18 protein-coding genes and 1 pseudogene are annotated in these 22,710 nt (G+C 70.7%); 9 read left to right on the top strand and 10 right to left on the bottom strand.

All coding sequences use genetic code 11. The features are described 5' to 3' along the window. Positions 1-15 precede the first annotated feature (15 nt). Genes OHB13_RS24160 through OHB13_RS24150 form a run of 3 tightly spaced genes read left to right on the top strand, consistent with a single transcriptional unit; the run spans position 16 to position 3,523 of the window. Entirely contained in the window at positions 16-540 is a 525-nt protein-coding gene (locus OHB13_RS24160; protein ID WP_328378470.1) for a PadR family transcriptional regulator, read from the top strand. Next, entirely contained in the window at positions 537-1,223 is a 687-nt protein-coding gene (locus OHB13_RS24155) for an ABC transporter ATP-binding protein (protein ID WP_266853637.1), read from the top strand. Before OHB13_RS24160 ends, OHB13_RS24155 begins: the two co-directional genes overlap by 4 nt. Continuing rightward, positions 1,220-3,523, top strand: a complete 2,304-nt coding sequence (locus OHB13_RS24150; RefSeq protein WP_328378469.1) for an FtsX-like permease family protein — start codon at positions 1,220-1,222, stop codon at positions 3,521-3,523. Before OHB13_RS24155 ends, OHB13_RS24150 begins: the two co-directional genes overlap by 4 nt. A 34-nt stretch (positions 3,524-3,557) precedes the next feature. Here OHB13_RS24150 and OHB13_RS24145 read toward each other — a convergent pair whose 3' ends face one another. Then, positions 3,558-4,517, bottom strand: coding sequence for a hydrogen peroxide-inducible genes activator (locus tag OHB13_RS24145; RefSeq protein WP_328378468.1), 960 nt, complete (start codon positions 4,515-4,517; stop codon positions 3,558-3,560). Between the two features lie 130 nt (positions 4,518-4,647). Between OHB13_RS24145 and OHB13_RS24140 the strand changes: the two genes are divergently transcribed. Beyond that, the gene (locus tag OHB13_RS24140) at positions 4,648-5,202 is read left to right on the top strand and encodes a peroxiredoxin (RefSeq protein ID WP_266853641.1); all 555 of its coding nucleotides are present in this window, start codon (positions 4,648-4,650) and stop codon (positions 5,200-5,202) included. Positions 5,203-5,214: 12 nt separating this feature from the next. Next, positions 5,215-5,748, top strand: a complete 534-nt coding sequence (locus OHB13_RS24135) for an alkyl hydroperoxide reductase (RefSeq protein ID WP_266853643.1) — start codon at positions 5,215-5,217, stop codon at positions 5,746-5,748. Between the two features lie 118 nt (positions 5,749-5,866). Here OHB13_RS24135 and OHB13_RS24130 read toward each other — a convergent pair whose 3' ends face one another. The 4 genes from OHB13_RS24130 to OHB13_RS24115 all read right to left on the bottom strand — a co-directional run bounded on the left by OHB13_RS24130 (position 5,867) and on the right by OHB13_RS24115 (position 11,124). Then, entirely contained in the window at positions 5,867-7,309 is a 1,443-nt protein-coding gene (locus OHB13_RS24130; RefSeq protein WP_328378467.1) for an AI-2E family transporter, read from the bottom strand. A gap of 111 nt (positions 7,310-7,420) precedes the next feature. Further along, positions 7,421-8,131: a transglycosylase SLT domain-containing protein gene (locus OHB13_RS24125; protein WP_266853647.1), complete on the bottom strand. Its 711-nt coding sequence runs from the start codon at positions 8,129-8,131 to the stop codon at positions 7,421-7,423. 461 nt (positions 8,132-8,592) lie between these two features. Further along, the gene (locus tag OHB13_RS24120; protein WP_266853649.1) at positions 8,593-9,915 is read right to left on the bottom strand and encodes a PhoH family protein; all 1,323 of its coding nucleotides are present in this window, start codon (positions 9,913-9,915) and stop codon (positions 8,593-8,595) included. Between the two features lie 447 nt (positions 9,916-10,362). Continuing rightward, positions 10,363-11,124, bottom strand: coding sequence for an isoprenyl transferase (locus OHB13_RS24115; RefSeq protein WP_266853651.1), 762 nt, complete (start codon positions 11,122-11,124; stop codon positions 10,363-10,365). Between the two features lie 201 nt (positions 11,125-11,325). Between OHB13_RS24115 and mgrA the strand changes: the two genes are divergently transcribed. Then, positions 11,326-12,363: an L-glyceraldehyde 3-phosphate reductase gene (gene mgrA / locus OHB13_RS24110; RefSeq protein WP_328378466.1), complete on the top strand. Its 1,038-nt coding sequence runs from the start codon at positions 11,326-11,328 to the stop codon at positions 12,361-12,363. A 164-nt stretch (positions 12,364-12,527) separates the two neighbouring features. Here the strand turns inward: mgrA and OHB13_RS24105 are convergent, their stop codons facing one another. The 3 genes from OHB13_RS24105 to leuA all read right to left on the bottom strand — a co-directional run bounded on the left by OHB13_RS24105 (position 12,528) and on the right by leuA (position 15,964). Beyond that, positions 12,528-13,247, bottom strand: a complete 720-nt coding sequence (locus OHB13_RS24105) for an A24 family peptidase (protein ID WP_328378465.1) — start codon at positions 13,245-13,247, stop codon at positions 12,528-12,530. A gap of 168 nt (positions 13,248-13,415) precedes the next feature. Then, positions 13,416-14,174 (bottom strand): class I SAM-dependent methyltransferase, encoded by a 759-nt coding sequence (locus tag OHB13_RS24100; protein ID WP_328378464.1) that lies wholly within the window; start codon positions 14,172-14,174, stop codon positions 13,416-13,418. Between the two features lie 44 nt (positions 14,175-14,218). Further along, entirely contained in the window at positions 14,219-15,964 is a 1,746-nt protein-coding gene (gene leuA / locus OHB13_RS24095) for a 2-isopropylmalate synthase (RefSeq protein WP_328378463.1), read from the bottom strand. Between the two features lie 2 nt (positions 15,965-15,966). Between leuA and OHB13_RS24090 the strand changes: the two are divergent. Next, positions 15,967-16,503 (top strand): annotated as a pseudogene (locus OHB13_RS24090) (FadR/GntR family transcriptional regulator); the annotation flags it as partial. Here the strand turns inward: OHB13_RS24090 and OHB13_RS24085 are convergent. After that, positions 16,461-16,850, bottom strand: a complete 390-nt coding sequence (locus tag OHB13_RS24085; RefSeq protein WP_266853657.1) for an STAS domain-containing protein — start codon at positions 16,848-16,850, stop codon at positions 16,461-16,463. The pseudogene OHB13_RS24090 and the gene OHB13_RS24085 overlap by 43 nt on opposite strands. Before the next feature lie 471 nt (positions 16,851-17,321). On the opposite strand from OHB13_RS24085, the gene OHB13_RS24080 reads away from it, so the two are divergent. Continuing rightward, entirely contained in the window at positions 17,322-17,699 is a 378-nt protein-coding gene (locus OHB13_RS24080; protein ID WP_328380379.1) for a VOC family protein, read from the top strand. A 98-nt stretch (positions 17,700-17,797) separates the two neighbouring features. Here OHB13_RS24080 and OHB13_RS24075 read toward each other — a convergent pair whose 3' ends face one another. Continuing rightward, positions 17,798-19,045 (bottom strand): cytochrome P450, encoded by a 1,248-nt coding sequence (locus OHB13_RS24075; protein ID WP_328378462.1) that lies wholly within the window; start codon positions 19,043-19,045, stop codon positions 17,798-17,800. A 260-nt stretch (positions 19,046-19,305) separates the two neighbouring features. Here OHB13_RS24075 and OHB13_RS24070 point away from each other — a divergent pair, with 260 nt between their 5' ends. Next, a complete protein-coding gene (locus OHB13_RS24070; RefSeq protein WP_328378461.1) occupies positions 19,306-22,602 on the top strand; it encodes a right-handed parallel beta-helix repeat-containing protein in 3,297 nt (1,098 codons plus the stop codon). The last annotated feature ends 108 nt before the right edge of the window (positions 22,603-22,710 follow it).

The following is a 22,710-nucleotide window of genomic DNA, read 5'->3' as shown; positions in this document are numbered from 1 at the left end:
AGAAAGGTCCTCCTCATGTCCATCGGTCACACCCTGCTCGGCATCCTGGAGTCGGGGCCGCGCCACGGTTACGACCTCAAGCGCGCCTTCGACGAGAAGTTCGGCCACGACCGGCCGCTGCACTACGGGCAGGTCTACTCGACCATGTCCCGGCTCCTGAAGAACGGTCTCGTCGAGGTCGACGCGATGGAGGCCGGGGGCGGTCCCGAGCGCAAGCGGTACGCGATCACCGACGCCGGCATCAGCGATGTCGACCAGTGGCTCGCCACACCCGAGAAGCCCGAGCCCTACCTCCAGTCGACGCTCTACACCAAGGTCGTCCTCGCGCTGCTCACCGGCCGCCCCGCGGCCGATCTGCTGGACACCCAGCGCGCGGAGCATCTGCGGCTGATGCGCGTCCTCACGGACCGCAAGCGCCGCGGGGACCTATCGGACCAACTGATCTGCGACCACGCCCTGTTCCACCTCGAAGCCGATCTGCGCTGGCTCGAACTGACCGCGGCGCGCCTCGGCCAGCTCGCCAAGGAGGTAAGCCCGTGACCCCCGCCGGTTCACTGCTGTACGCCGACGACCTGCACAAGGCGTACGGCCCGACCACCGCGCTCGACGGCGCCGCGTTCTCCGTCCACGCGGGCGAAGTGGTCGCGATCATGGGGCCTTCGGGCTCCGGCAAGTCGACGCTGCTGCACTGCCTCGCCGGTATCGTCCGCCCCGACTCGGGCTCCATCACGTACCAGGGGCAGGAGCTGTCCGCGCTGCCGGAAGCCGAGCGGAGCGCTCTGCGCCGTACGGACTTCGGCTTCGTCTTCCAGTTCGGTCAGCTCGTACCCGAGCTGACCTGCACGGAGAACGTCGCGCTGCCGCTGCGGCTCAACGGGACCAAGCGCAAGGAGGCGGAGCGCAGGGCGCTGGAGTGGATGGAGCGCCTGGAGGTCGCCGAGCTGGGGCACAAGCGCCCCGGCGAGGTCTCCGGCGGACAGGGCCAGCGGGTGGCCGTGGCACGGTCGCTGGTGACCGGCCCGCGGGTGCTCTTCGCCGACGAGCCGACCGGCGCACTCGACTCCCTCAACGGCGAGCGCGTCATGGAACTCCTGACCCAGGCCGCCCGCTCGACCAACGCCGCTGTCGTCCTCGTCACCCACGAGGCGCGCGTCGCCGCCTACTCGGACCGTGAAGTCGTCGTACGCGACGGCAAGTCCCGCGATCTGGAGCACCTGGTATGAGCTGGACCCAAGACCTCACGATGGGCATGAAGTTCGCTGTCGGCGGGGGCCGCGAGGGCTGGACCCGCACACTGCTGACCGCGGTCGGCGTCGGCCTCGGGGTGGCGCTGCTGCTGTTCACCACCGCGATACCGAGCGCGCTCGCCGCCCGCGACGCGCGGGAGGACAACCGCAACGACTTCGGCGCGACGATGATCGACAAGCCGGGCGACAACACGATGCTGCTGGGCGTCGTGGACACCGTGTACAAGGGCACCGATGTCCGCGGCCGGCTGGTCCGCGGCGAGGGCCCGAGAGCGCCGATACCGCCCGGCACGTCCGCACTGCCCGGCGACGGCGAGATGCTGGCGTCGCCGGCGCTGCGCAGGCTGCTGGGGTCGGACAAGGGCGCACTGCTGCGTGAGCGCCTCCCGTACCGGATCACCGGCACCATCACCGACGCCGGTCTGACCGGCCCGAACGAACTGGCCTACTACGCGGGCGACAAGCACCTCGCCCTGGACGAGACCGGCATGGTGCGGCGCATCACCTCCTTCGCGCATCTGCCGCCCCGCGAGGCCATGGACCCGGTCCTGAGACTGCTCGTCGTCATCATCTTCGTGGTGCTGCTGATGCCGGTGGGTGTCTTCATCGCGGCGGCCGTGCGCTTCGGCAGCGACAGCAGGGACCGCAGGCTGGCCGCACTGCGGCTGGTCGGTACGGATTCCCGGATGACCCGCCGTATCGCGGCCGGCGAGGCGCTGGCGGGCTCGCTGCTCGGGGTGCTCTTCGGCGCGGGTTTCTTCCTGATCGGCCGGGCGTTCGTCGGCGACATCGACGTGGCGGGGATCAACCTCTTCCCCGCTGACCTGGACCCGAGTGCGGTGCTGGCCGTCCTGGTCGCACTCGCGGTGCCCGCGGCGGCCATCGCGGTCACCCTGCTCGCCATGCGCGGTGTCGTCATCGAGCCGCTCGGTGTCGTCCGCACCTCGGTCCCGCGCCGCCGCCGGATCTGGTGGCGGGTGCTCCCGCCGGTCGCCGGACTCGCCCTGCTGGTGCCGATGCTGGGCAAGGGCCGCGACTCGGGCCACTTCAACAGCACGCTGGTGATCGGCGGCAGCGTGCTGCTGCTGGTCGGCGTGACGGCGCTGCTGCCCTGGCTGATCGAAGCCGTGGTGAACCGTCTGGGCGGCGGCAGCACCGCCTGGCAACTGGCCGTCCGCAGGCTCCAGATGACAAGCGGCACCGCCGCCCGGCTCGTCAACGGCATCGCCGTCGCGGTCGCCGGCGCCATCGCGCTCCAGATGCTGTTCGCGGGGATCGACGGCGACTACAGCAAGGAGACCGGGGCCGACACCTCACGTGCCCAGATGATCGTCCAGAGCGACCTCACGAAGACCCGGATGGTCGAAGCGCTGCGCTCCACGCACGGTGTGCGGAAGGTGCTCACGTTCGGCCGGGCCACCGCCGGGGGGACGAAGAACGCTGAGGAGACCAGCGACATGTACACCGGCGACTGCGCGTCGCTCCGGGTCCTGGCCGCGCTCCCGTCCTGCGAGAACGGCGACGCGTTCATCGCCACCGGTGGGTGGGACGAGAACCTCACGAAGATCGCCGCGCCCGGCAAACGGCTGTTCATCAAAGCGCCCTTCGGTGACCGGCAGGACCGCACCCTCACCTGGACCGTCCCGGCCAGGACCCACACGGTGCAGGTCCTGGCCGACCCGGCCGGCGGCCCCGCCTCGGGGGGCATCCTGCTCACACCGGGGGCCCTCCCCGCGCTGCGGCACCTCGCCCTGGTCAACACGGACTACATCTCGCTCGACCCTTCGGAGCCGGACGCCGTCGACCTGGTCCGTAACAGTGCGGCGAAGGTCACTCCGCTGACCTCGGTCGACGCCCTGCACGAGACACGCGAGGACAACCGCTTCGCGAGCGTCCGCAAGGGCCTGTACATCGGCGCCGCCGCGGTGCTGCTGCTGATCGGCGCGAGCCTGCTCGTCTCGGTCCTGGAGCAGCTGCGCGACCGCCGGAAGCTGCTGGCCGCCCTGACGGCCTTCGGCACCCGCCGCTCCACGATGAGCTGGTCGGTGCTGTGGCAGACGGCCGTCCCGGTCGCCCTGGGCCTGCTGCTCGCCACCGTGGTGGGCCTTGGGCTCGGCTCGGTCCTGCTCGACATGGTCGGCCACTCGGTCTCGGTCGACTGGACCGCGGTCGCGGCGATGGCCGGTATCGGCGGCGGCGTGGTCGTCCTCGTCACACTGCTGAGCCTGCCGCCGCTGTGGCGGCTGATGCGGCCGGAGGGACTGCGCACGGAGTAGCGGGGAGGGCTCCTGACGGTGCGGGCCCGCACCGTCAGGCCAGCCAGACCGGCAGCGGCCGGACCCCTTCCCGCAGCGCCGCGGCGAACGCGGTGAACTCCCCCTGGCGCGCCGCCCCGGCCCGCATCGCCAGTGCGATCCGCCGCATCGGCGCGGGCTCCGCGAAGTACGCCGTGGCCAGCTGCTCGTTGCGCCCGGTCTCCACCCGTACCGCCGTACGCGGCAGCAGCGTCACCCCGAGCCCGCCGGCCACCAGCTGGACCAGCGTGGAGAGCCCGGCGGCCGTGGTCGTCACCGGCACACCGCCGGCGCGCCCGGCCTCCCGGCAGATGTCCAGCGTCTGGTCCCGCAGGCAGTGCCCCTCGTCGAGCAGCAGCAGATCCAGCTCGCGAAGGGCGTCACGCGGGATGTCGGTGCGCCCGGCCAGCCAGTGCTCGCGCGGGGTGACCAGGACGAACTCCTCGTCGAACAGCGGCAGTTCCACCACCCCGGGCATCCCGAGCGGCACCGCGAGCAGCAGCAGGTCGAGCCGCCCCGCGGTCAGCCCGTCGAGGAGCGAGGACGTCTGCTCCTCGTGCACCTGGAGGTCGAGATCCGGGTACTCGCGGTGGACGAGCCGCAGCACGGTCGGCAGCAGATAGGGGGCGACGGTGGGGATCACCCCGAGCCGCAGCACCCCGGTGAAGGGCGCCCGTACCGCGTCGGCCTCGTCCATCAGCGCGCCGACCGCGTCGAGGACCGCCCCGGCCCGCGCCGCGAGCCGCTCCCCGGCGGGCGACAGCAGCACCCTGCGGGTGGTCCGCTCCAGGAGCTGTACGCCGAGGGCGTCCTCCAGCGCCGATACGGCACCCGACAGAGCGGGCTGGCTCATGCCGATCGCCGCCGCCGCGTCCCGGAAGTGCAGATGCTCCGCCACGGCCGCGAAGGCACGCAGCTGCGACAGAGTGGGCTGCTTCCCCTTGTGGACGGTTCCGCCCGTATATACGTGGGTCACTGATAGGTACCTCCGATCACGACAAGCAAGTCTAGCTATTTCTGTGATCAATAGATCCTGTGTCACTCTGTAACCCGTCCAACCCCCAGGAACGCCCCAAAAGGGAATTCCGCAGCTGCAAGGAGAGTACGTGCTCACTGTCGGTGACCAGTTCCCCCAGTTCGACCTGACTGCCTGTGTGTCGCTGGAGAGCGGCAAGGAGTTCGCGCAGATCGACCACAAGACCTACGAAGGCAAGTGGAAGATCGTCTTCGCGTGGCCCAAGGACTTCACCTTCGTGTGCCCGACCGAGATCGCCGCCTTCGGCAAGCTGAACGAGGAGTTCGCCGACCGCGACGCCCAGGTCCTCGGCTTCTCCGGTGACTCCGAGTTCGTGCACCACGCCTGGCGCAAGGACCACCCGGACCTCACCGACCTGCCCTTCCCGATGCTCGCCGACTCGAAGCACGAGCTGATGCGCGACCTCGGCATCGAGGGCGAGGACGGCTTCGCACAGCGCGCCGTCTTCATCGTCGACCAGAACAACGAGATCCAGTTCACGATGGTGACCGCCGGTTCCGTGGGCCGTAACCCCAAGGAGGTCCTGCGGGTCCTCGACGCCCTGCAGACCGACGAGCTGTGCCCCTGCAACTGGACCAAGGGCGAGAACACCCTGGACCCGGTCGCGCTCCTCTCGGGCGAGTGAGCTGATTCCACGATGTCACTCGACGAACTGAAGTCCGCAATACCGGACTACGCCAAGGACCTGAAGCTGAACCTCGGTTCGGTGATCGGCAACAGCGACCTGCCGAAGCAGCAGCTGTGGGGCACCGTCCTCGCCTGCGCCATCGCTTCGCGCTCCCCGCTGGTGCTGCGTGAGCTGGAGCCGGAGGCGAAGGCGAACCTCTCCCCCGAGGCGTACACCGCGGCCCGGTCCGCGGCGGCCGTCATGGCGATGAACAACGTCTTCTACCGGACCCGGCACCTGCTGTCGGACCCGGAGTACGGGACGCTCCGCGCCGGTCTGCGGATGAACGTGATCGGCAACCCCGGTGTGGAGAAGGCCGACTTCGAGCTCTGGTCGCTCGCCGTCTCCGCGATCAACGGCTGCGGCCAGTGCCTCGACTCGCACGAGCAGGTGCTCCGCAAGGCGGGCGTGGACCGCGAGACCATCCAGGAGGCCTTCAAGATCGCCTCCGTGCTGCAGGCGGTCGGCGTGACACTCGACGCCGAGGCCGTCCTGGCCGAGTAACGGTAACGGCATCCACGAAAGCCCCGGTGATGTGCGGAAACGCACCACCGGGGCTTTCTGCTGCCGTTGTGGGGCCGGCGGAGGACAGCTGTTCCTGACGCCGCCTCCGCCCCGGCTGTCACTCGGGCAGCTCGGTCCCGAGTGCCGGGCTCCCGACGTCGGGCTCCGGACCGGGCTCGGGCTCGGACTCCGGGGGCGCCGGAGCCTGAGCCGCTGCCTGGGGCGCTGTCCGGTCCGCTGCCTGAGCCGCCGCCTGGGCCTGGGTCTCCTTCTGCTGCTGGGGTGCGGCCCGCAGAGCGGTCTCCATGCTGTACGCACGGAGGTAGCCGACCACCGTGTTGGTCACCGCCACCAGCGGAACCGCCACCACCGCTCCGCCGATTCCGGCGATCATGCCGCCGGCGGCCACCGAGAGGACCACCGCCAGCGGATGGACCCGCACCGCTCGGCCGAGGATGAACGGCTGGAGCACATGGCCCTCGATCTGCTGTACGGCCAGTACCACGATCAGGACCATCAGCGCCGTGAACGGGCCCTGGGTCACCAGCGCGACGACCACCGCGAGCGCACCGGACATCACCGCGCCCACCAGCGGGATGAACGCGAACAGGAAGATGAAGACGGCCAGCGGCACGGCCAGCGGCACATCGAGGAAGAACAGCCCGAGCCCGATGAAGATCGCGTCGATCAGCGCCACTATCACCGTGCCGCGCACATACGCGGTCAGCGTCCGCCAGGCACGCGGCCCGGCGCCCGCCACCCCCGGACGGGCCTGCGCCGGGACGAGCTTGAGCATCCACTGCCAGATGCGCGCCCCGTCGTACAGCAGGAAGAGGGTCGAGAACATCGCCAGCAGCATCCCGGTGAGGAACTCCACCATGACCGTGACCCCTTGGAGGCCGGCCGACGTGATCTCGTTCGTGTTGGTGCCGACGGTGTCGCTGAGGTTCTTGGCGATCTCATTGATCTGCTTGTCCGTCACATGGAACGGGCTGTGCAGCAGCCAGCGCCGCAACTCCTGGATGCCCTCCTGGACCCGGCTGGAGACCGTGTCCAGGTTCTCCATCACCTGCCAGACCACGAACCAGCCGACCAGGCCCATGATGACGAAGCCCAGGATCGCGGTCAGCGCGGTGGCCAGCCCCCGTGGCAGGCCGGCCCGCCGGAGCCTGGCGACCGTCGGCTGGAGGAGCGCGGTGACGAGCAGCGCGCCGACGAACGCGAGGACGACCAGCTGGATGGTGCTGATGACCCGCATCAGCACCCAGAGGGTCCCCGCGAGGACGAGGAGACGCCAGCCCGCCTCGGCGGCCACCCGCATCCCCCACGGCACGGCGGCCACCGGGTCGGGGCGGGCCGCGACGGCCGGCGCGTAGTCCGGGGGCGGCGGCACCTGACCGGGCGCCGGATGGCCGGGCCCGCCGGGTCCGCCGTGCGACGCGGTCCCCGTTCCGTCGGCGGCGCCGTCCGCATCGTCCGCGGAACGGCGTTCCTCCAACCTTTCACCCATGTGGGTGAGTTCAGAGCCCACGCGTCCGAGCCAGTCCGGCAGTTTCGACATCCTTTTCCTCTTCCCCCGAACGCGCGCCCCATCCGGAGCCGACCGTACACGCATGGAGCCCCCCACCGAAGGACGGCGGGGGGCTCCATGGAGTTGAGCGGACAAGCCGCTCTAATACCAGCTGTTGGCCTGCCAGAACGACCACGCACCACAGGGGCTCTGGTAGCGGCTGTTCATGTAGTTCAGGCCCCACTTTATCTGCGTGGCCGGATTGGTCTGCCAGTCGGCACCCGCGCTCGACATCTTCGAGCCCGGGAGAGCCTGCACGAGACCGTAGGCGCCGGAACCGGGGTTGGTCGCCTTGTAGTTCCAGCCGGACTCATGGCTCACGATATTGCTGAAGCACTGGAACTGGTCGGACGGCATCATCTGCCGTGCCATGGCCTGGACCTGTGCGGCCGTGTACGAGCCCTGCGACGAGAAGCTGCTGGCGTCACGGACAGAAGAGCGGCTGGATTCCAGCTTCTTCTGCTCGGCACGCTTCTTCGCGGCCTCCTTGGCCTTGGCAACTGCCTCGTCAGCAGCTTCCTTCTTGGACTTCGCGTCCTTGGCGGCCTGGATACGGGCCGACTCCTCCGCGGACTTCTTCGCTGCCGCGTCGGCCTGCACCGCCTGGGTGTCTGCCTGCTCCGTCAGCGACGCGACCTGGGCCTGCTGACCATCAGGAATGTCTGCGAGAGTCGTCGTGTCCGCGGCGGAGGCTGCATCGATGTTGTCGCCTGCGGGCATCGTGCTGCCCGATGCGACGCCGACAACTGCTCCTACGGTGGTGACCGCAGTGGCTGACGCCACCGCGAATCCCCGGACCGAAATCCGGCTCACACGGTTTCCTTCCAGCAGCGACCGCTCGTGACCTCGCGGACGCAATCGTGCCCCTGGCGCGGGCCTCCCTGGCGTACAGGTCACGGGAGGCACTGACCCGGTGGGCAACTCCCTTACGGAAGTGCCGCGTGGTGCTCGGGCGGCATACGGCGGCAAGTGTTGAGTTGTGTGGTGCTACACCCCTGAGGGTGGACGTGTGCCGTATGCGGGGCCTGACGGAAGCAAGACTCTGCCCGAAGCCCACGCTTCAAGGCAAACGTCGGCCGAGTGTTAAAGCTCACACCCCGTTTGGCGCACGAGTTTTCTGGAGAACGCTGCGCAACAGAGAACCGCCCGGCTAGGCTCCTGCGCCTTGCCGGGCGGCTTCAACTGACCAGTACCGTACGGGCCGGTGTCTGGCAATACCTACTGGCCACACCTTCTGCCCATACCTTCTCCGGCCGTACCTTCCGGCAGTCCCTCTAGAGCTGTCCGTCCTCCAGCATTTCGGTCACCAGCGCGGCGATCTGCGAGCGCTCGGACCGGGTGAGGGTGACATGGGCGAAGAGCGGATGCCCCTTCAGTTTCTCCACTACAGCGACCACTCCGTCGTACCGGCCGACCCGCAGGTTGTCCCGCTGGGCGACGTCGTGGGTCAGTACGACCCGCGAGTTCGAGCCAATCCGGGAGAGCACCGTCAGCAGGACGTTCCGCTCCAGGGACTGGGCCTCGTCCACGATGACGAACGCGTCGTGCAGTGAGCGGCCCCGGATATGAGTGAGCGGCAGGACTTCGAGCATGCCCCGTCCGACCACTTCCTCGATCACGTCCCGGCTCGTCACCGAGGAGAGCGTGTCGAAGACCGCCTGCGCCCAGGGCCCCATCTTCTCGGACTCGGAGCCGGGCAGATAGCCGAGTTCCTGCCCGCCGACCGCGTACAGCGGACGGAAGACCATCACCTTCTGGTGCTGCCTGCGCTCCAGGACGGCCTCAAGCCCCGCGCAGAGCGCCAGTGCGGACTTGCCGGTGCCGGCCCTGCCGCCCATCGAGATGATGCCGATGTCCGGATCGAGGAGCAGATCGAGCGCGATGCGCTGCTCGGCGCTGCGACCGTGCAGCCCGAAGGCCTCGCGGTCGCCCCGTACGAGTTTCACATTGCCCTCGGCCGTGATCCGGCCCAGCGCCTTGCCGCGCTCGGACTGGAGCACCATGCCGGTGTGTACGGGCAGTTCGGCGGCCTCCGGTACATACAGGGTGTCCTCGGAGAAGAGCAGGTCCACCTGGTCGGGCGAGAGGGTCAGTTCACTCATCCCCGTGTAGCCGGAGTCCGTGATCGCCAGTTCGGCGCGGTACTCCTCGGCGAGGAGCCCCACGGACGAGGCCTTGATGCGCAGCGGCAGGTCCTTGGAGACGACGGTGACGTCGAATCCCTCGGCCTGGAGGTTGCGCGCGACCGCGAGGATGCGTGAGTCGTTGTCCCCGAGCCGGTAGCCGGCCGGGAGCACGCTGGGATCCGAGTGGTTGAGTTCGACACGGAGGGTCCCGCCGAGTTCGCCCATGGGAAGAGGGGCGTCGAGACGTCCGTACCTCACCCGGAAGTCGTCCAGCAGGCGCAGCGCCTGCCGGGCGAAGTATCCGAGCTCCGGATGGTGCCTCTTGGCCTCCAGTTCCGTGACCACGACGATCGGGAGCACGACCTCGTGCTCGTCGAACCGGGTCATGGCGTTGGGATCGGCCAGCAGGACGCTGGTGTCAAGAACATAAGTGCGCCTGTCGGGCATGCGGCGCTTAGTGCTGGTCACCACGGAAGGACGTACCCCCTTTGGACACAAGCCTGAGGTCGGGGAGCGACGGCGTCGCGGGCTGCTGGGACCGGGGCGGGCCCCCACCAGCGCGGAGGCCGGACCCGGCCCTCCACGTCGCCCGCGCTCACCGCACGGTCGTCCTGGTGCAAAGGGCCTCCCGGGCGAGCGGACCGGGCCGCTCACTGAGATACGACATCCGTGGACCGGACGTCGACCTGGAAGGGGTATTCCCGCGAACGCCCGTTGCCATGCCAAGGCGTACGACCGGTTCCTGCCAGCGGCGGTGCGTAACGGGAGGTTTTCATCCGGCCGTCACCCTTGGCTGACCGGCGCGACGTCTGCGCGCCACCGGGTGTCCACCCTCGGAAAGCGCATAGTTCAGGCCATAACCCGAAAGGGTGCAAAGAGAGCGCGAACGGGGGTGCGGCGGGCGCGGGCCGGGGAGGCTCAGGCGCCGTAGCGCCGGTGGCGGGCCGCGTAGTCGCGCAGCGCCCGCAGGAAGTCGACCTTGCGGAAAGCGGGCCAGAAAACTTCGCAGAAGTAATATTCGGAGTGCGCGCTCTGCCAGAGCATGAACCCGGAGAGGCGCTGCTCCCCGCTGGTGCGGATCACCAGATCCGGATCGGGCTGGCCGCGCGTGTAGAGGTGTTCCGAGATGCGCTCGACGTCGACGGTCTCGGCCAGCTCCTCGAAGGAGGTGCCCTTCTGGGCGTGCTCCAGCAGGAGCGAGCGGACCGCGTCGGCGATCTCCTGGCGCCCGCCGTAACCGACCGCGACATTGACGAGTATCCCGGTGTTGCCCGTGGTCGCCTCTTCGGCTTCCTTGAGGACGGCCTGGGTGTGCCCGGGGAGCAGGTCGAGCGCACCGACGTGGTGGACCCGCCAGCGGCCGTCCGCCGCGAGGCCCCTGACCGTGTCCTCGATGATGCCGAAGAGCGCGGTCAGCTCCTCCTGCGGGCGGTCGAAGTTGTCCGTCGACAGCAGCCAGAGCGTGGCGACCTCGACCTCGGTCTCGGCGCACCAGCCGAGGAACTCGGTGATCTTGTCGGCCCCGGCCTTGTGGCCCTCCGCGGCAGTGCCTCCGGACGCCTTGGCCCAGCGCCGGTTGCCGTCCAGAATGAGTCCGATGTGCTTGGGCACCTGGTCGTGGTCGAGGCGGCCTTCCACCCGACGTGCGTAGAGCCCGTACACCAGGTCGCGCAAGTTCACTGCGATTCACCTCGCGATGTCGTGCCGGACGCCCTGCCCGACGTGCTTTTCGGCTGGGGTCCCGGGAGGCGTACCCCCAGGACGGCACAGCACTGAGTCCGGACCTCCGTGCGGTGGCAATCGCCCGAGCCGCCACAGTACTGCGCAGGGGTCATGACAGCCCAACCCGGCCTGTCACAAGTCCGTGATAAGGAGGGGCCTGTGACTGATTCTCTTCGTTATTCCGCCGCTGATGACCGATACGACTCCATGGAGTACCGGCGCAGCGGTCGCAGCGGGCTGAAACTCCCCGCTGTCTCGCTCGGCCTGTGGCACAACTTCGGCGACGACCGGACGCTCGACTCGCAGCGTGCGATCCTCCGCCGCGCCTTCGACACCGGTGTGACCCATTTCGACCTTGCCAACAACTACGGCCCGCCGGCCGGCTCCGCCGAGCTCAACTTCGGCAAGCTCTTCGCCCAGGACTTCACCCCCTACCGGGACGAACTGGTCATTTCGACCAAGGCCGGCTATCTGATGCACCCCGGCCCGTACGGCGAGTGGGGCTCGCGCAAGTACCTGCTGTCCTCGCTGGACGCCTCGCTCACGCGAATGGGTCTCGACTACGTCGACATCTTCTACTCCCACCGCTTCGACCCGGACACTCCTCTTGAGGAGACGATGGGCGCGCTGGCCTCCGCCGTGCAGCAGGGCAAGGCGCTGTACGTCGGGGTCTCCTCGTACAACAGCGAGCAGACCGCGGAGGCCGCCCGCATCCTCAAGGAGATGGGCGTCCCCGCCCTGATCCACCAGCCCTCGTACTCCATGATCAACCGCTGGACCGAGGACGACGGGCTGCTCGACACCCTGGAGACGGCCGGAATGGGCTGCATCTCCTTCGTGCCGCTCGCGCAGGGCCTGCTCACCGGCAAGTATCTGAAGGGCATCCCGGAGGGTTCGCGTGCCACTCAGGGCAAGTCGCTCGACCCGGACCTGCTCTCGGACGAGGTCGTACGCCGGCTCAACGGGCTCAACGAGATCGCGAAGCGGCGGGGCCAGTCCCTGGCGCAGCTGGCACTGAACTGGGTGCTGCGCGATCCGCGGATGACCTCCGCGCTGATCGGCGCCTCCAGCGTGAAGCAGCTGGACGAGAACGTCGCGGCGCTCGCGGCGGCTCCGCTCTCCGCCGAGGAGCTGACCGAGATCGACTCGTTCGCCGTCGACACCGCGGGCACCAACATCTGGGCCGGCCGGAGCTGACCCCCGGAAGCGGCGCGGGGCGGGAAAGCGCGGCGCCGGGAATCGGGGCATAAAAAAACGGGCCGGTCCGTGGGGGGGGATACGGACCGGCCCGAGGGGGGGTTTCCACCATAACCCTTCATAAGTCGTGCTGGGGCCACGCCGTGCCCCCCGGCGCTCCGGGATTACGCTCCGAAGCCGCCGAGCAGCAGACCGGTGAGCGCGCCCGCCACCATGAAGGGGCCGAACGGCATCGCGGTCTTGCGGCCCGCGCGCCCCCGCAGGATCAGGCCGACGCCGTAGAGCGCGCCGTAGACGAACCCGGCGAAGGTGCCGAGCAGCAGCACCCCCCAGCCGTACCAGCCGAGGGCCACCCCGAGACCGGCCGCCAGTTTGACGTCGCCGAAGCCCATGCCGTTGGGGTTGATGAGGAAGAGCACGAAGTAACCGCCGCCCAGGGCGAGTCCGCCGAGCAGGGCGCCCGTCCACGAGCCCCGCGCGCCGGGCAGCAGCGCCGCGGCTCCCAGCAGGGCCGCGGTCGCCGCGACGATGGGCAGGGTGAGGACGTCGGGCAGCCGCTGCACGGCGCGGTCCACCAGGGCCAGCAGAACGAGGGCGGGCGCGAGCAGCACCCAGACGGCCGCTTCGGGGACCGGCCCCGCCGCCGCGGCGAGCGCGGCGCAGCACAGGGCGGTGACCGCGGCGGTCACCGGTGTACTGGGCCCGTACCAGCCGTCGGTCCCGCGCGCCGGGCCGAGCCAGCCGGCGATGGGCTGCCCCGACGGGGTGGCCCCGTGCCAGGGAGTCCCGGGGGCCACCGCGAGGCGGTAGGCGGGGCGCGGCAGCAGAGTCCCCACGGCGGCGCCGAAGCAGGCGGCGAGTACGACGATCAGCGCGGCAGACACCCGGCCGAGTTTAGACCGGCCGGGGGAACGGGGTCCGGGTCATGCGCCGCCCTCCCGGAAGGGGCGGGCACGGGCCGGGGAGGGGCGTGCGGGCGTGCGTGCGGGCGGGCGGGCGGGCGGGCGGGCCACTACAGCCGGTGGACACCGGGCCAAGGGATCAAAGGGGGGTCACTGCGGCTTGCGGGCCTCGATGAGGAAGCGCGTCGTGTGCGCGAGGAACGGTCCCTCGGCCTCGATCCGCTCGTGCAGGGCCCGGAGCTGCGGCAGATACGCCTCCGTGGTGAAACCGGGCACCATCCAGATCACCTTGCGCAGGAAGTAGATGACAGCGCCGATGTCGAAGAACTCGGTGCGCAGGCTCTCCAGCCGCAGATCGGTCACCTCCAGCCCCGCCGCCCGCGCCGCGGTGCGCGCCGCCTCCGGGTCGCGTCCCTTGCGCGCTTCGGGCTGCGGGCCGAGGAAGTACTCGACGAGCTCGAAGACGCTGGCCGGGCCGACCTCCTGGGAGAAGTACGTACCGCCGGGGGCCAGTACCCGGGCGATCTCCTCCCAGTGGGCCTTCACCGGATGGCGGCTGACGACCAGGTCGAAGGCCCCGTCAGCGAAGGGCAGCGGCGGCTCGTCCGGGTCGGCCACCACCGCCGCACCCAGCGGATGCAGCAGGGCGGTGGCCTTGGCCACGTTCGGCGGCCAGGCCTCGGTGGCCACCGCCAGCGGCGGCAGTTTCGCCACCCCGGCCAGCACCTCCCCGCCGCCGGTCTGGATGTCGAGGGCGGCCGATGCCCGGCCCATCCGCTCCCCCATCGCACGGGCGTACCCCCACGACGGGCGCTCCTCGGTGGCACGCCCGTCCAGCCAGGAGAAGTCCCAGCCGTCGACGGATACGGAGTCGGCCTCGGCCACCAGCTCTTCAAAGGTCCTAGACATGGGACCCGAGTCTGGCAGGCCCGGTGGCGGGCCCGCCGGCGCGTTTACGCCCTGGCGGGTTGCGGCGCGGCGCGGTTCACCGCGGCGAGCACCGCGCGCACCGATGCCGTCAGGACAGAGGTGTCCCGTCCCGCGCCCCAGTACGTCCGTCCGCCCACCCGGCACTCGGCGTACGCGACGGCGGGGCTGTCCGGGCCGGCGCCGGTGGCGTGCTCGGTGTAGTGCAGGATGCCTGCCTCCGTCCCCGCGTCGGCGAGGGCGGCGGTGAAGGCGGAGAGCGGCCCGTTGCCGGTGCCCCGGTACGGCACCCCGTTCAGGGTGCAGCTGAACTCGTGCTCTCCCCCGCCCACTTCGGCCGTACGCCAGTCACCGAGCACCAGCGGCCCGTCCTCACCCGGTGCGAGGTACACCGTGCTGAACAGCTCCCACAGCTGCTTGCCGCTGATCTCCTCGCCGCTGTCGTCGGTCTCGCGCTGGACCACCGACGAGAAGTCGATCTGGAGGCGGCGCGGCAGGTCGAGCCCGTACCCGGTCTGCAGCAGATACGCGATCCCGCCCTTGCCCGACTGGCTGTTGACCCGGATGACGGCCTCGTAGTCGCGGCCCACGTCGGCCGGGTCGATCGGCAGGTACGGCACGGTCCACAGCTCGCGGCCCGACTGGTGGGCCATCCCCTTCTTGATGGCGTCCTGGTGCGTACCGGAGAAGGCGGTGTAGACGAGATCGCCGCCGTACGGGTGGCGCTCGTGCACCGGGAGGCGGTTGCAGTACTCGACGGTGCGCCGGATCTCGTCGATGTCCGAGAAGTCCACCATCGGGTCGATGCCCTGGGCGTGCAGATTGAGGGCGAGGGTCACCAGGTCGACGTTGCCGGTCCGTTCGCCGTTGCCGAAGAGGCACCCCTCGACGCGCTGCGCCCCGGCCAGCACGGCCAGCTCCGCGCAGGCGACGCCGGTGCCCCGGTCGTTGTGCGGGTGCACGGAGAGGACGACCGAGCCGCGCCGCTCCAGGTGGCGGTGCATGTACTCGATCTGGTCGGCGTAGACGTTGGGGGTGGCGATCTCCACGGTGGCCGGGGGGTTGTGGATGACCGGCCGGTCCGGCGAGGCGTCCCACAGCTCGGTCAGGCCGTTGCAGATCTCCAGGATGAGGTCCGGCTCGGTGAGGTTGAAGACCTCGGGCGAGAACTCGAACCGCACGGAGCCGGCGGATGCGTCCGCGATGCGGGCCATCTGCTCGGCCGACTTCCGTACCAGCGCGACCAGTTCGCCCCTGGTCCGCCCCAGGACGATGTCGCGCCAGACGGGAGCGGTGGCGGTGTAGAGGTGCACGACGGCGCGCGGCAGCCCCTCGATGGAGGCGAAGGTCCGCTCGATGAGGTCGGGGCGGGCGGCGGTGAAGACGACGACAGTGACGTCTTCGGGGACGGCGCCGGGCTCCGCGAGCTGCCGTACGAAGTCGAAGTCCGTACGGCTGGCCGACGGGTAGCCGACCTCGATCTCCTTGAACCCCATGGTCACCAGCAGGTCGAACATCCGGCGCTCGCGGGCCGGGTCCATGGGTTCGGCGAGCGCCTGGTTGCCGTCGCGCAGATCCACGGGCACCCAGAGCGGAGCCTGCTCGAACCGGCGGGAGGGCCAGCCCCGGTCGGCGTCGGCCAGCGGCACGGAGACCCGCTCGTGTGCGGACCGGTAGCGGTGGGACGGCATGGCGCTGGCGCGCTGCGGGTTCCAGCCGGGGGCGCCGGGCGGCACCGGGCCCTGCGGCGTGCGGAGGGTGGGGAACTGCATGCCGGGAGGCGGTGCGCGCGCTGGCCGGGTCGGGGCTGCTCAGGTCCCGGCAGGGCGCGGGGGTCTTCGTCATCGCCACCGAAGCCGCGGAGGACTGGCCGGCACGGCTGCGCAGGGCCGCCGTCGCGGATGTGTACGAGGTCCGGTCGATGGTCGAGGTCCACGCGGCCCGGCTGGCCGCGGCCCGGCGTACGGACGGTGATCTGGCCGCGATGGACACAGCCCTGGAGGGCCGCCGGGCCGCGGCCTCAGGTGCGGACGACGCGGCTTTCGTGGACGCGGACATCGCCCTGCACGCGGCGGTGGTCGCCGCCGCGCACAACCCCGTGCTGACGGATCTCTTCGACCGGTTCGTCCCCGTGCTGCGGGAAGGGCTCATCGAGCTGGTGGCGCTGCTCGGCCTGCGCAGCCATGACCCGAACCACGGCGACGAACCGCACACCGCACTGGTGGCGGCGGTCCGCCGGGGCGACGCGGACGCCGCGGGCCGGATCCTTCAGGCCGAGATCTCGGCCACGGTGGGGCTGCTCGGGAAGTAACCGGCCAGGCCGGTGACCCGCAGCATCCGCAGATGCAGCGCGCGGGTGCAGACCAGGTCGATGGAGCCGCCGCGGTCGAGCACCCGCCGTCTGGCGCGGCAGAGCAACCCCAGCGCCGCGCAGTCGATGAAGGTCGCGGGGCGGAGGTCGACGATCACGCGCGCGCCCTGGGGCGCGGTGGCGGCGTCGGTGCACTCACGGATGTGACCCGCCGCGAGGAGATCGATCTCGCCACGCAGCTCGACCACGGTGAAACGGCCCGCGGTGTAACTGCGGGCGGCCGGGCCCGACGGCTCCGTGCGCTGTGACTTCTCTGTGTGTTCCGTGTGCTCGTCCTTCGTATCCATGACGGACCCCCGTTCGGTCGCTGTGGCATCGGTCCGGTCGGCGGCAACGGGCCGGCCTGCGAGGGCCTGGGCGACGTGACACACCTTAGGAAGCGCCGCGGTGCAGAAACGTGCATGCTTGCCCTGATTCACCTGGCTGGGTGAAGCAGCCGGTGAACCGCCGCCCGCCCGAGCCGAGTTGTCCGCACAGGTCCGAGTCCATGGGTGGCGCGAATGACCCCGTGCGGGTGGGCCGGACACGCCCTAGGGTGGTCCGTACGGCATCGCGCGTCGGTCACCGGCCGGGTGAGGCGTGGAGGTGGCCCGTGAGATGCCCGTTGGAGGCATTCCACAGTGTCGGAATCAGAAGCAGCAGCAACAACAGAAGCAGCAGTAGCGGTGGAGGAAACAACAGCGGGGCCAGGGGCAGTGGTACCGGGATCAGCATCACAGCCCGGGGCCGATCCGGCATCCCGGCCCTTCCCCGTCGAGCTGAACCACACCATCGTTCCCTCCCGGGACAACCGGGAGTCCGCCGAGTTCCTGGCCACCGTGCTCGGTCTGCGGGCCGGGGCCGAATGGGGCCCCTTCGTCCCGGTGGAGCTGAGCAACGGCGTGACCCTGGACTTCGCGACCGTACCGCCCGGGTCGCCGCTCCCCGTCCAGCACTATGCCTTCCTCGTCCCCGAGGAGGCTTTCGACGGGATCTTCGCCAGGATGCGGGCCACCGGTACGGACTTCTACGCCGACCCGTACAAGAAGCAGCCCGGCGAGATCAACCATCTGCACGGCGGCCGCGGGGTCTACTTCATGGATCCGTCGGGGCACGCCATGGAAGTCATCACCCAGCCTTACGGCAACGCGGGCTGAACCGCGCCCGCCGGCGGCCGGCCCACCGGGGCCGGTGAGCCGGCCACCGGTGAGTCGACCCCGGTGGGCGGGCCCCCGGTGGGCGGGCCGCCTGATGGTCAGGCGCCGTACCGTACGCGGACCTCCCGCGGCCCCCGGGTGAACACCCCCTGCTCGACGGGGACATAACCGTCCTCGAAGCGCATGTCCGGCAGGGCGTCCAGGAGTTGGCCGACCCCGGTCGACACCTCCGCCCTGGCGAGCAGGGCGCCCACACAGAAGTGCCGGCCCAGCGCGAAGGCCAGATGGTCGGCCGCCGCCGAGAACGCGGTGGCCGACGTCAGGTCCGTACGGAAGATGTCGAACGTGTCGGGGTCGGCGTACCGCTCGCCGTCGCGGTTGGCCGAGCCGATCAGACAGGTCACGGTGGCGCCTGCCGGGACCGTGCCGCCGCTCAGGGTGACCTCCTTCGCGGTCTGCCGCATGATCATGTGAACGGGCGGGGTGAAACGCAGGGTCTCGGCGAAGGCCCGGTCGATGAGGGCGCGGTCGGCCCGTACCGCGGCGAGCTGCTCCGGGTGGGCCAGCAGATTGGCGAAGATGCTCGCGATGGCCTTGTCGGTGGTCTCGCCGCCGGCCGCGAGGAGCAGGCTGCAGAAGGCCTTGATGTCCTCGTCACTCATCCGCACCCCGTCGACCTCGGCAGCGCAGAGCGCGGAGAGCAGGTCGTCGCCCGGGTGCTCCCTGCGGTGCTGGATCACCGGGATCATGTACGCGGCGAACTCCTGGCGGGTGCGCTCGCCCGCCGCAGCGACCTCCGGGTCCCCGGTCAGGTTCCCGAGGAACGCGATCACCGACGTGTACCAGCCGTGGAACTTGGCGTGGTCGGCCTTGTCCAGACCGAGCATGTCGGCGATGACGTTGACGGGGAAGCGCGTGGCGAACCCCTCCACGAGGTCCGCGGTCCCCGACCCTGTCCCCGGAGCGGCCCCGTCGAGCAGCGTGTCGATCAGCTCGCGGGCGTTGCGCTCGATGACCGGCAGGAACTTCTGCTCCAGGTCGCTGCCCCGGAAGGCCGGCGCGACCAGGGCCCGGCGGACCGCGTGCTCACGCCCGCTGAGCTGAAGAATCGTCCGGCCGTGTACCGGTTCGAGCTGCCAGTCGTAGTTGTCCGTGGCGAAGGCGGCCTCGCGGTCCTTGAAGACCCGCTCCACGTCCTCGTACCGCGAGACGACATAGCTCTGCATGGCCTCGTGCCAGAGCAACGGCTTGTGCTCGCGCAGAGCGCGGTAGACGGGGTACGGGTCCGCAGCGAACTCCGGCGAGAGGATGTCCGGGATGTTCGGGGTGTCCTGGGCGGTGGACATGGCACTCCTCGGGTGGGCGGACTCCCGGTCCGCGAGAGCGGGTCACCAGCACGGTAGTTGAAGGGCCGGGTCACGCTCAGGGGTGTCTCAGGACTGACCCGGAGCCGGGCGCAGGGCCGGGCTCGGGGCTTGTCATCGGATGGTCCGCGCCGGGCTCCGGCGGGTGCGGGCCGGAGATCACCCCGTCCGGTCCCTTGGCATGATGGTCTCCGGTCGGGCGGCCGTCGGCCGACCGGAGTACCGAGCATGAGGGAGCCCCTGTGGCGCGCCATCTGATCGTCGTGGACCCGGCAGGCGCGGGCGACCACCGCACCATCGGCGAGGCGCTGAACGCGGCGCGCGGCGGCTCGGTGATCAGCGTCAGGGCCGGGCGGTACGACGAGAACCTGGTCGTCACGAAGCTGGTCACCGTCGTGGCCCACGAGCCGGGCGGCACGGTCGAGATCGCACCGCGCAGCGGCAGCGCCGTACAGGTGCTCGCCGAGGCGGTGAAGCTCTCCGGGCTGCGGCTGGTCGCGGGCGGGGGCGGCGACGAGGACGAACCGGTGGTGGATGTGCCGCACGGTCAGGCGGCCCTGGAGGAGTGCGAGGTGTTCGGCAACTCCTGGGCCGCGCTGCTCTCCAGGGACGAGGGTTCGCTCGCCATCCGCGACACCACCGTGAGCAATCCGGCGGGCGCGGGGATCGTCGACCTGTCGTCGCGGACCAGCGTCGTCGAGGGCTGTGTGCTGGAGCGGCTGGGCAGTTCGGGCATCGTGCTGGGCGAGGACGCCGCTACCGAGGTGCGCGGCTGCACGGTCCGGGACGCCGGGGGCAACGGCGTCCTGGCCAACGGCCGGGCGCGCGGCTCGTTCACCGATGTCACCGTGGAGCGGACCGTCAAGCCCGGTGTCGCCGTGGAGGAGAACGCCACGACCAGGTTCACCGGTGTACGGGCCGTCGACTGCGTGATCGGCTTCCACATATCGACGGCCGCGCAGACCGTACTGACCGACTGCGCGGCCACCGGGTCCACCACCCACGGCGTCACCCTGTCGGGCGCCACGGATCCCGAGCTGACCGGGCTGCGGGTCGACCGGCCCGGCGGCCACGGCATCGCGGTCACCGGGCGCTCCCGCGGCACGTTCACCGACGCCCGTGTCACCGGGGCCCGTTCGGCCGGCGTACTCGTCCAGGACGGTTCGTCCACCGTGCTGGTCCGCACCGAGGTGGCCGAGGGCGCGGCGGACGGCATCCTGCTCACCGGCGCCAGCACCGCACGGCTTGACCGGGTCACCGTGACGGGGGCGGCCGGGCACGGGATCGTCGTCACGAACGGTGCGGATCCGGTGCTGCGCCGGGTCGAGGTGACGGACACCGGCGGGCACGGCATCGACGTACGGGACGGGGCCCGCGGGAAGGCCGAGGCGTGCACGGTCACGTCGGCGGGCGGCTGCGGCATCCGCGCCGGGGAGGCCAGGCCGTCCTTCCAGGGCACGGTCGTACGGTCCGCGGCACGGGCCGGTGTCTCGGTCCTGGCGGGCGGCGCAGTCACGCTCGTCGACTGCGAGATCGGGACACCCGGCACCGACGGGCTCGAAATGGAGGGCGCGGGGGCCGAGTTGACGGCCGTACGGGTACGGGTGCGCGGTGCGGGCCGGCACGGGGCGAGCATCGGGGCGGACGCGAGCGCCGAGCTGACCGAGTGCGTGTTCGCGGCGGGTGGCGGGGACGGACTGCGGACGGTGAGCGGGCTGCGGGTGCGCGCCGCCGGGTGCACGGTCACCGGGAACAAGGGCGCGGGCGTACGCCGCGGGTCCACCGCGGGCGAGCTGGTGCTCGACCGGCTGACCAGCGAGGAGAACGGCGAGCCCGACATCACGGGCGAGAGCGACGGGCAGGAGGGCGCCCCCGGTGACCCGCGCGGCCCGCTGGCGCGGTTGGACGAACTGGTCGGTCTGCGCGCCGTGAAGGAGCAGGTCGCCACCCTGGTCAACCTCAACCGGCTGGCCGAACGGCGCCGCGAGGCGGGGCTCCCCGTCCCGGCCACCGCCCGCCATCTGGTGTTCGCGGGCCCGCCCGGCACCGGCAAGACGTCGGTGGCCCGGCTGTACGGGAGCATCCTCGCGACGCTGGGGGTCCTGCGGTCCGGCCATCTGGTCGAGGTGGCCCGCGCCGACCTGGTGGCGAAGGTGGTCGGCGGTACCGCGATCAAGACCACCGAGGTCTTCGAAGAGGCCCTGGGCGGTGTGCTGTTCATCGACGAGGCCTATGCGCTGACCCAGGGCGGCCCTTCGGGCGGCGGCGCGGACTTCGGGCGGGAGGCCGTCGACACGCTGGTGAAGCTGATGGAGGACCACCGGGACGACGTGGTGGTCATCGCGGCCGGCTACTCCTCCGAGATGCACACCTTCCTGGCCTCCAACCCGGGCCTGGCGTCGCGTTTCAACCGTACGGTCGAGTTCGAGAACTACACGGTCCCCGAGCTGATCACCATCGTCCGGCTGCTGTGCGAGCAGAACCGCTACACGGTGGGCGAGGAGACCGAACGGGCGCTGGCCGTGCACTTCGAGCGGATGCACAAGGACACGTCGTTCGGCAACGCGCGCGCGGCCCGCAAGGTCTTCGAGGAGCTGATCGACCGGCAGGCGCTGCGGCTCGCCGTCATGCCTGAGGTCTCCGAGGAGGACCTCACGACGCTGCTCCCTTCGGACGTGGGCGAGCAGGCAGCGGCGGCGATCGGCGCGGGCGAGAGCGAGCCGGCCGACGCCGCCAGGCTCGACGCGATCATGGCGGAACTGGCCTCGCTGGTGGGTCTCGACGACGCCAAGTCGCAGGTGCAGGACCTGGTCAATCTGCTGGCGACGGCGCGCAGACGGCGGGCGGCCGGGCTGCCTGCCCCTTCGGTCGGCCACCATCTGGTCTTCACCGGCCCGCCCGGCACCGGCAAGACGTCGGTGGCCCGGCTGTACGGGGAACTGCTCGGTGCGCTCGGGGTGCTGCCGCGCGGCCAGCTGATCGAGGTGGCGCGGGCGGACCTGGTGGGCCGCTATGTGGGGCACACCGCCCAGCTCACCCAGGAGGTCTTCGCGCGGGCGCGCGGCGGTGTGCTCTTCGTCGACGAGGCGTACGCGCTGACCCCGGCGGGCGGCTCGGGCTCGGACTTCGGCCAGGAGGCGGTCGACACCCTGGTGAAGCTGATGGAGGACCACCGGGACGACACGGCGGTGGTGGTCGCGGGTTACGAGCGCGAGATGGACCGCTTCCTCGGCTCCAACCCCGGTCTGGGCTCGCGCTTCTCGCGCCGGGTGACGTTCGGCGCGTACTCGGCGGAAGATCTCGTGGAGATCGTGCGGCGCCAGTGCGAACGCGACGGGTACGACTGCGCACCGGAGACGGTGGTGCGGCTCGGGCGGCACTTCGACGAGGTGCCGCGCGACGCGAACTTCGGCAACGCGAGGTACGCGCGGCGGGTGCTGGAGTCGATGATGACGCGGCAGGCGGGCCGGCTGAGCGGGATGCCGGAGGCGGGGCCGCGGGAACTGCGGCTGCTGCTGCCGGAGGACCTGGTGGTGTGAGCTGATCCGGCCCGCCGCGAGCGGCAGCCACCTGTGATGGCGCATGAGGAAGCCCGGGACAGGACACTCCCGGCCCGCTCCTCCAGGGCCCAGGGCGCCGCACGCTGA

This window comes from Streptomyces sp. NBC_00440 (genome assembly GCF_036014215.1).
Classification (GTDB): domain Bacteria; phylum Actinomycetota; class Actinomycetes; order Streptomycetales; family Streptomycetaceae; genus Streptomyces.
This window is presented reverse-complemented; position numbering and strand designations above follow the sequence as displayed.

What these genes read in the sequence shown, in the direction of transcription:
- OHB13_RS24160 (WP_328378470.1), top strand. Translation starts at nt 16, where the DNA reads ATGTCCATCGGTCACACCCTGCTCGGCATCCTGGAGTCGGGGCCGCGC.
- OHB13_RS24150 (WP_328378469.1), top strand. Translation starts at nt 1,220, where the DNA reads ATGAGCTGGACCCAAGACCTCACGATGGGCATGAAGTTCGCTGTCGGC.
- OHB13_RS24135 (WP_266853643.1), top strand. Translation starts at nt 5,215, where the DNA reads ATGTCACTCGACGAACTGAAGTCCGCAATACCGGACTACGCCAAGGAC.
- OHB13_RS24130 (WP_328378467.1), bottom strand. Translation starts at nt 7,309, where the DNA reads ATGTCGAAACTGCCGGACTGGCTCGGACGCGTGGGCTCTGAACTCACC.
- OHB13_RS24100 (WP_328378464.1), bottom strand. Translation starts at nt 14,174, where the DNA reads ATGTCTAGGACCTTTGAAGAGCTGGTGGCCGAGGCCGACTCCGTATCC.
- leuA (WP_328378463.1), bottom strand. Translation starts at nt 15,964, where the DNA reads ATGCAGTTCCCCACCCTCCGCACGCCGCAGGGCCCGGTGCCGCCCGGC.
- OHB13_RS24085 (WP_266853657.1), bottom strand. Translation starts at nt 16,850, where the DNA reads ATGGATACGAAGGACGAGCACACGGAACACACAGAGAAGTCACAGCGC.
- OHB13_RS24075 (WP_328378462.1), bottom strand. Translation starts at nt 19,045, where the DNA reads ATGTCCACCGCCCAGGACACCCCGAACATCCCGGACATCCTCTCGCCG.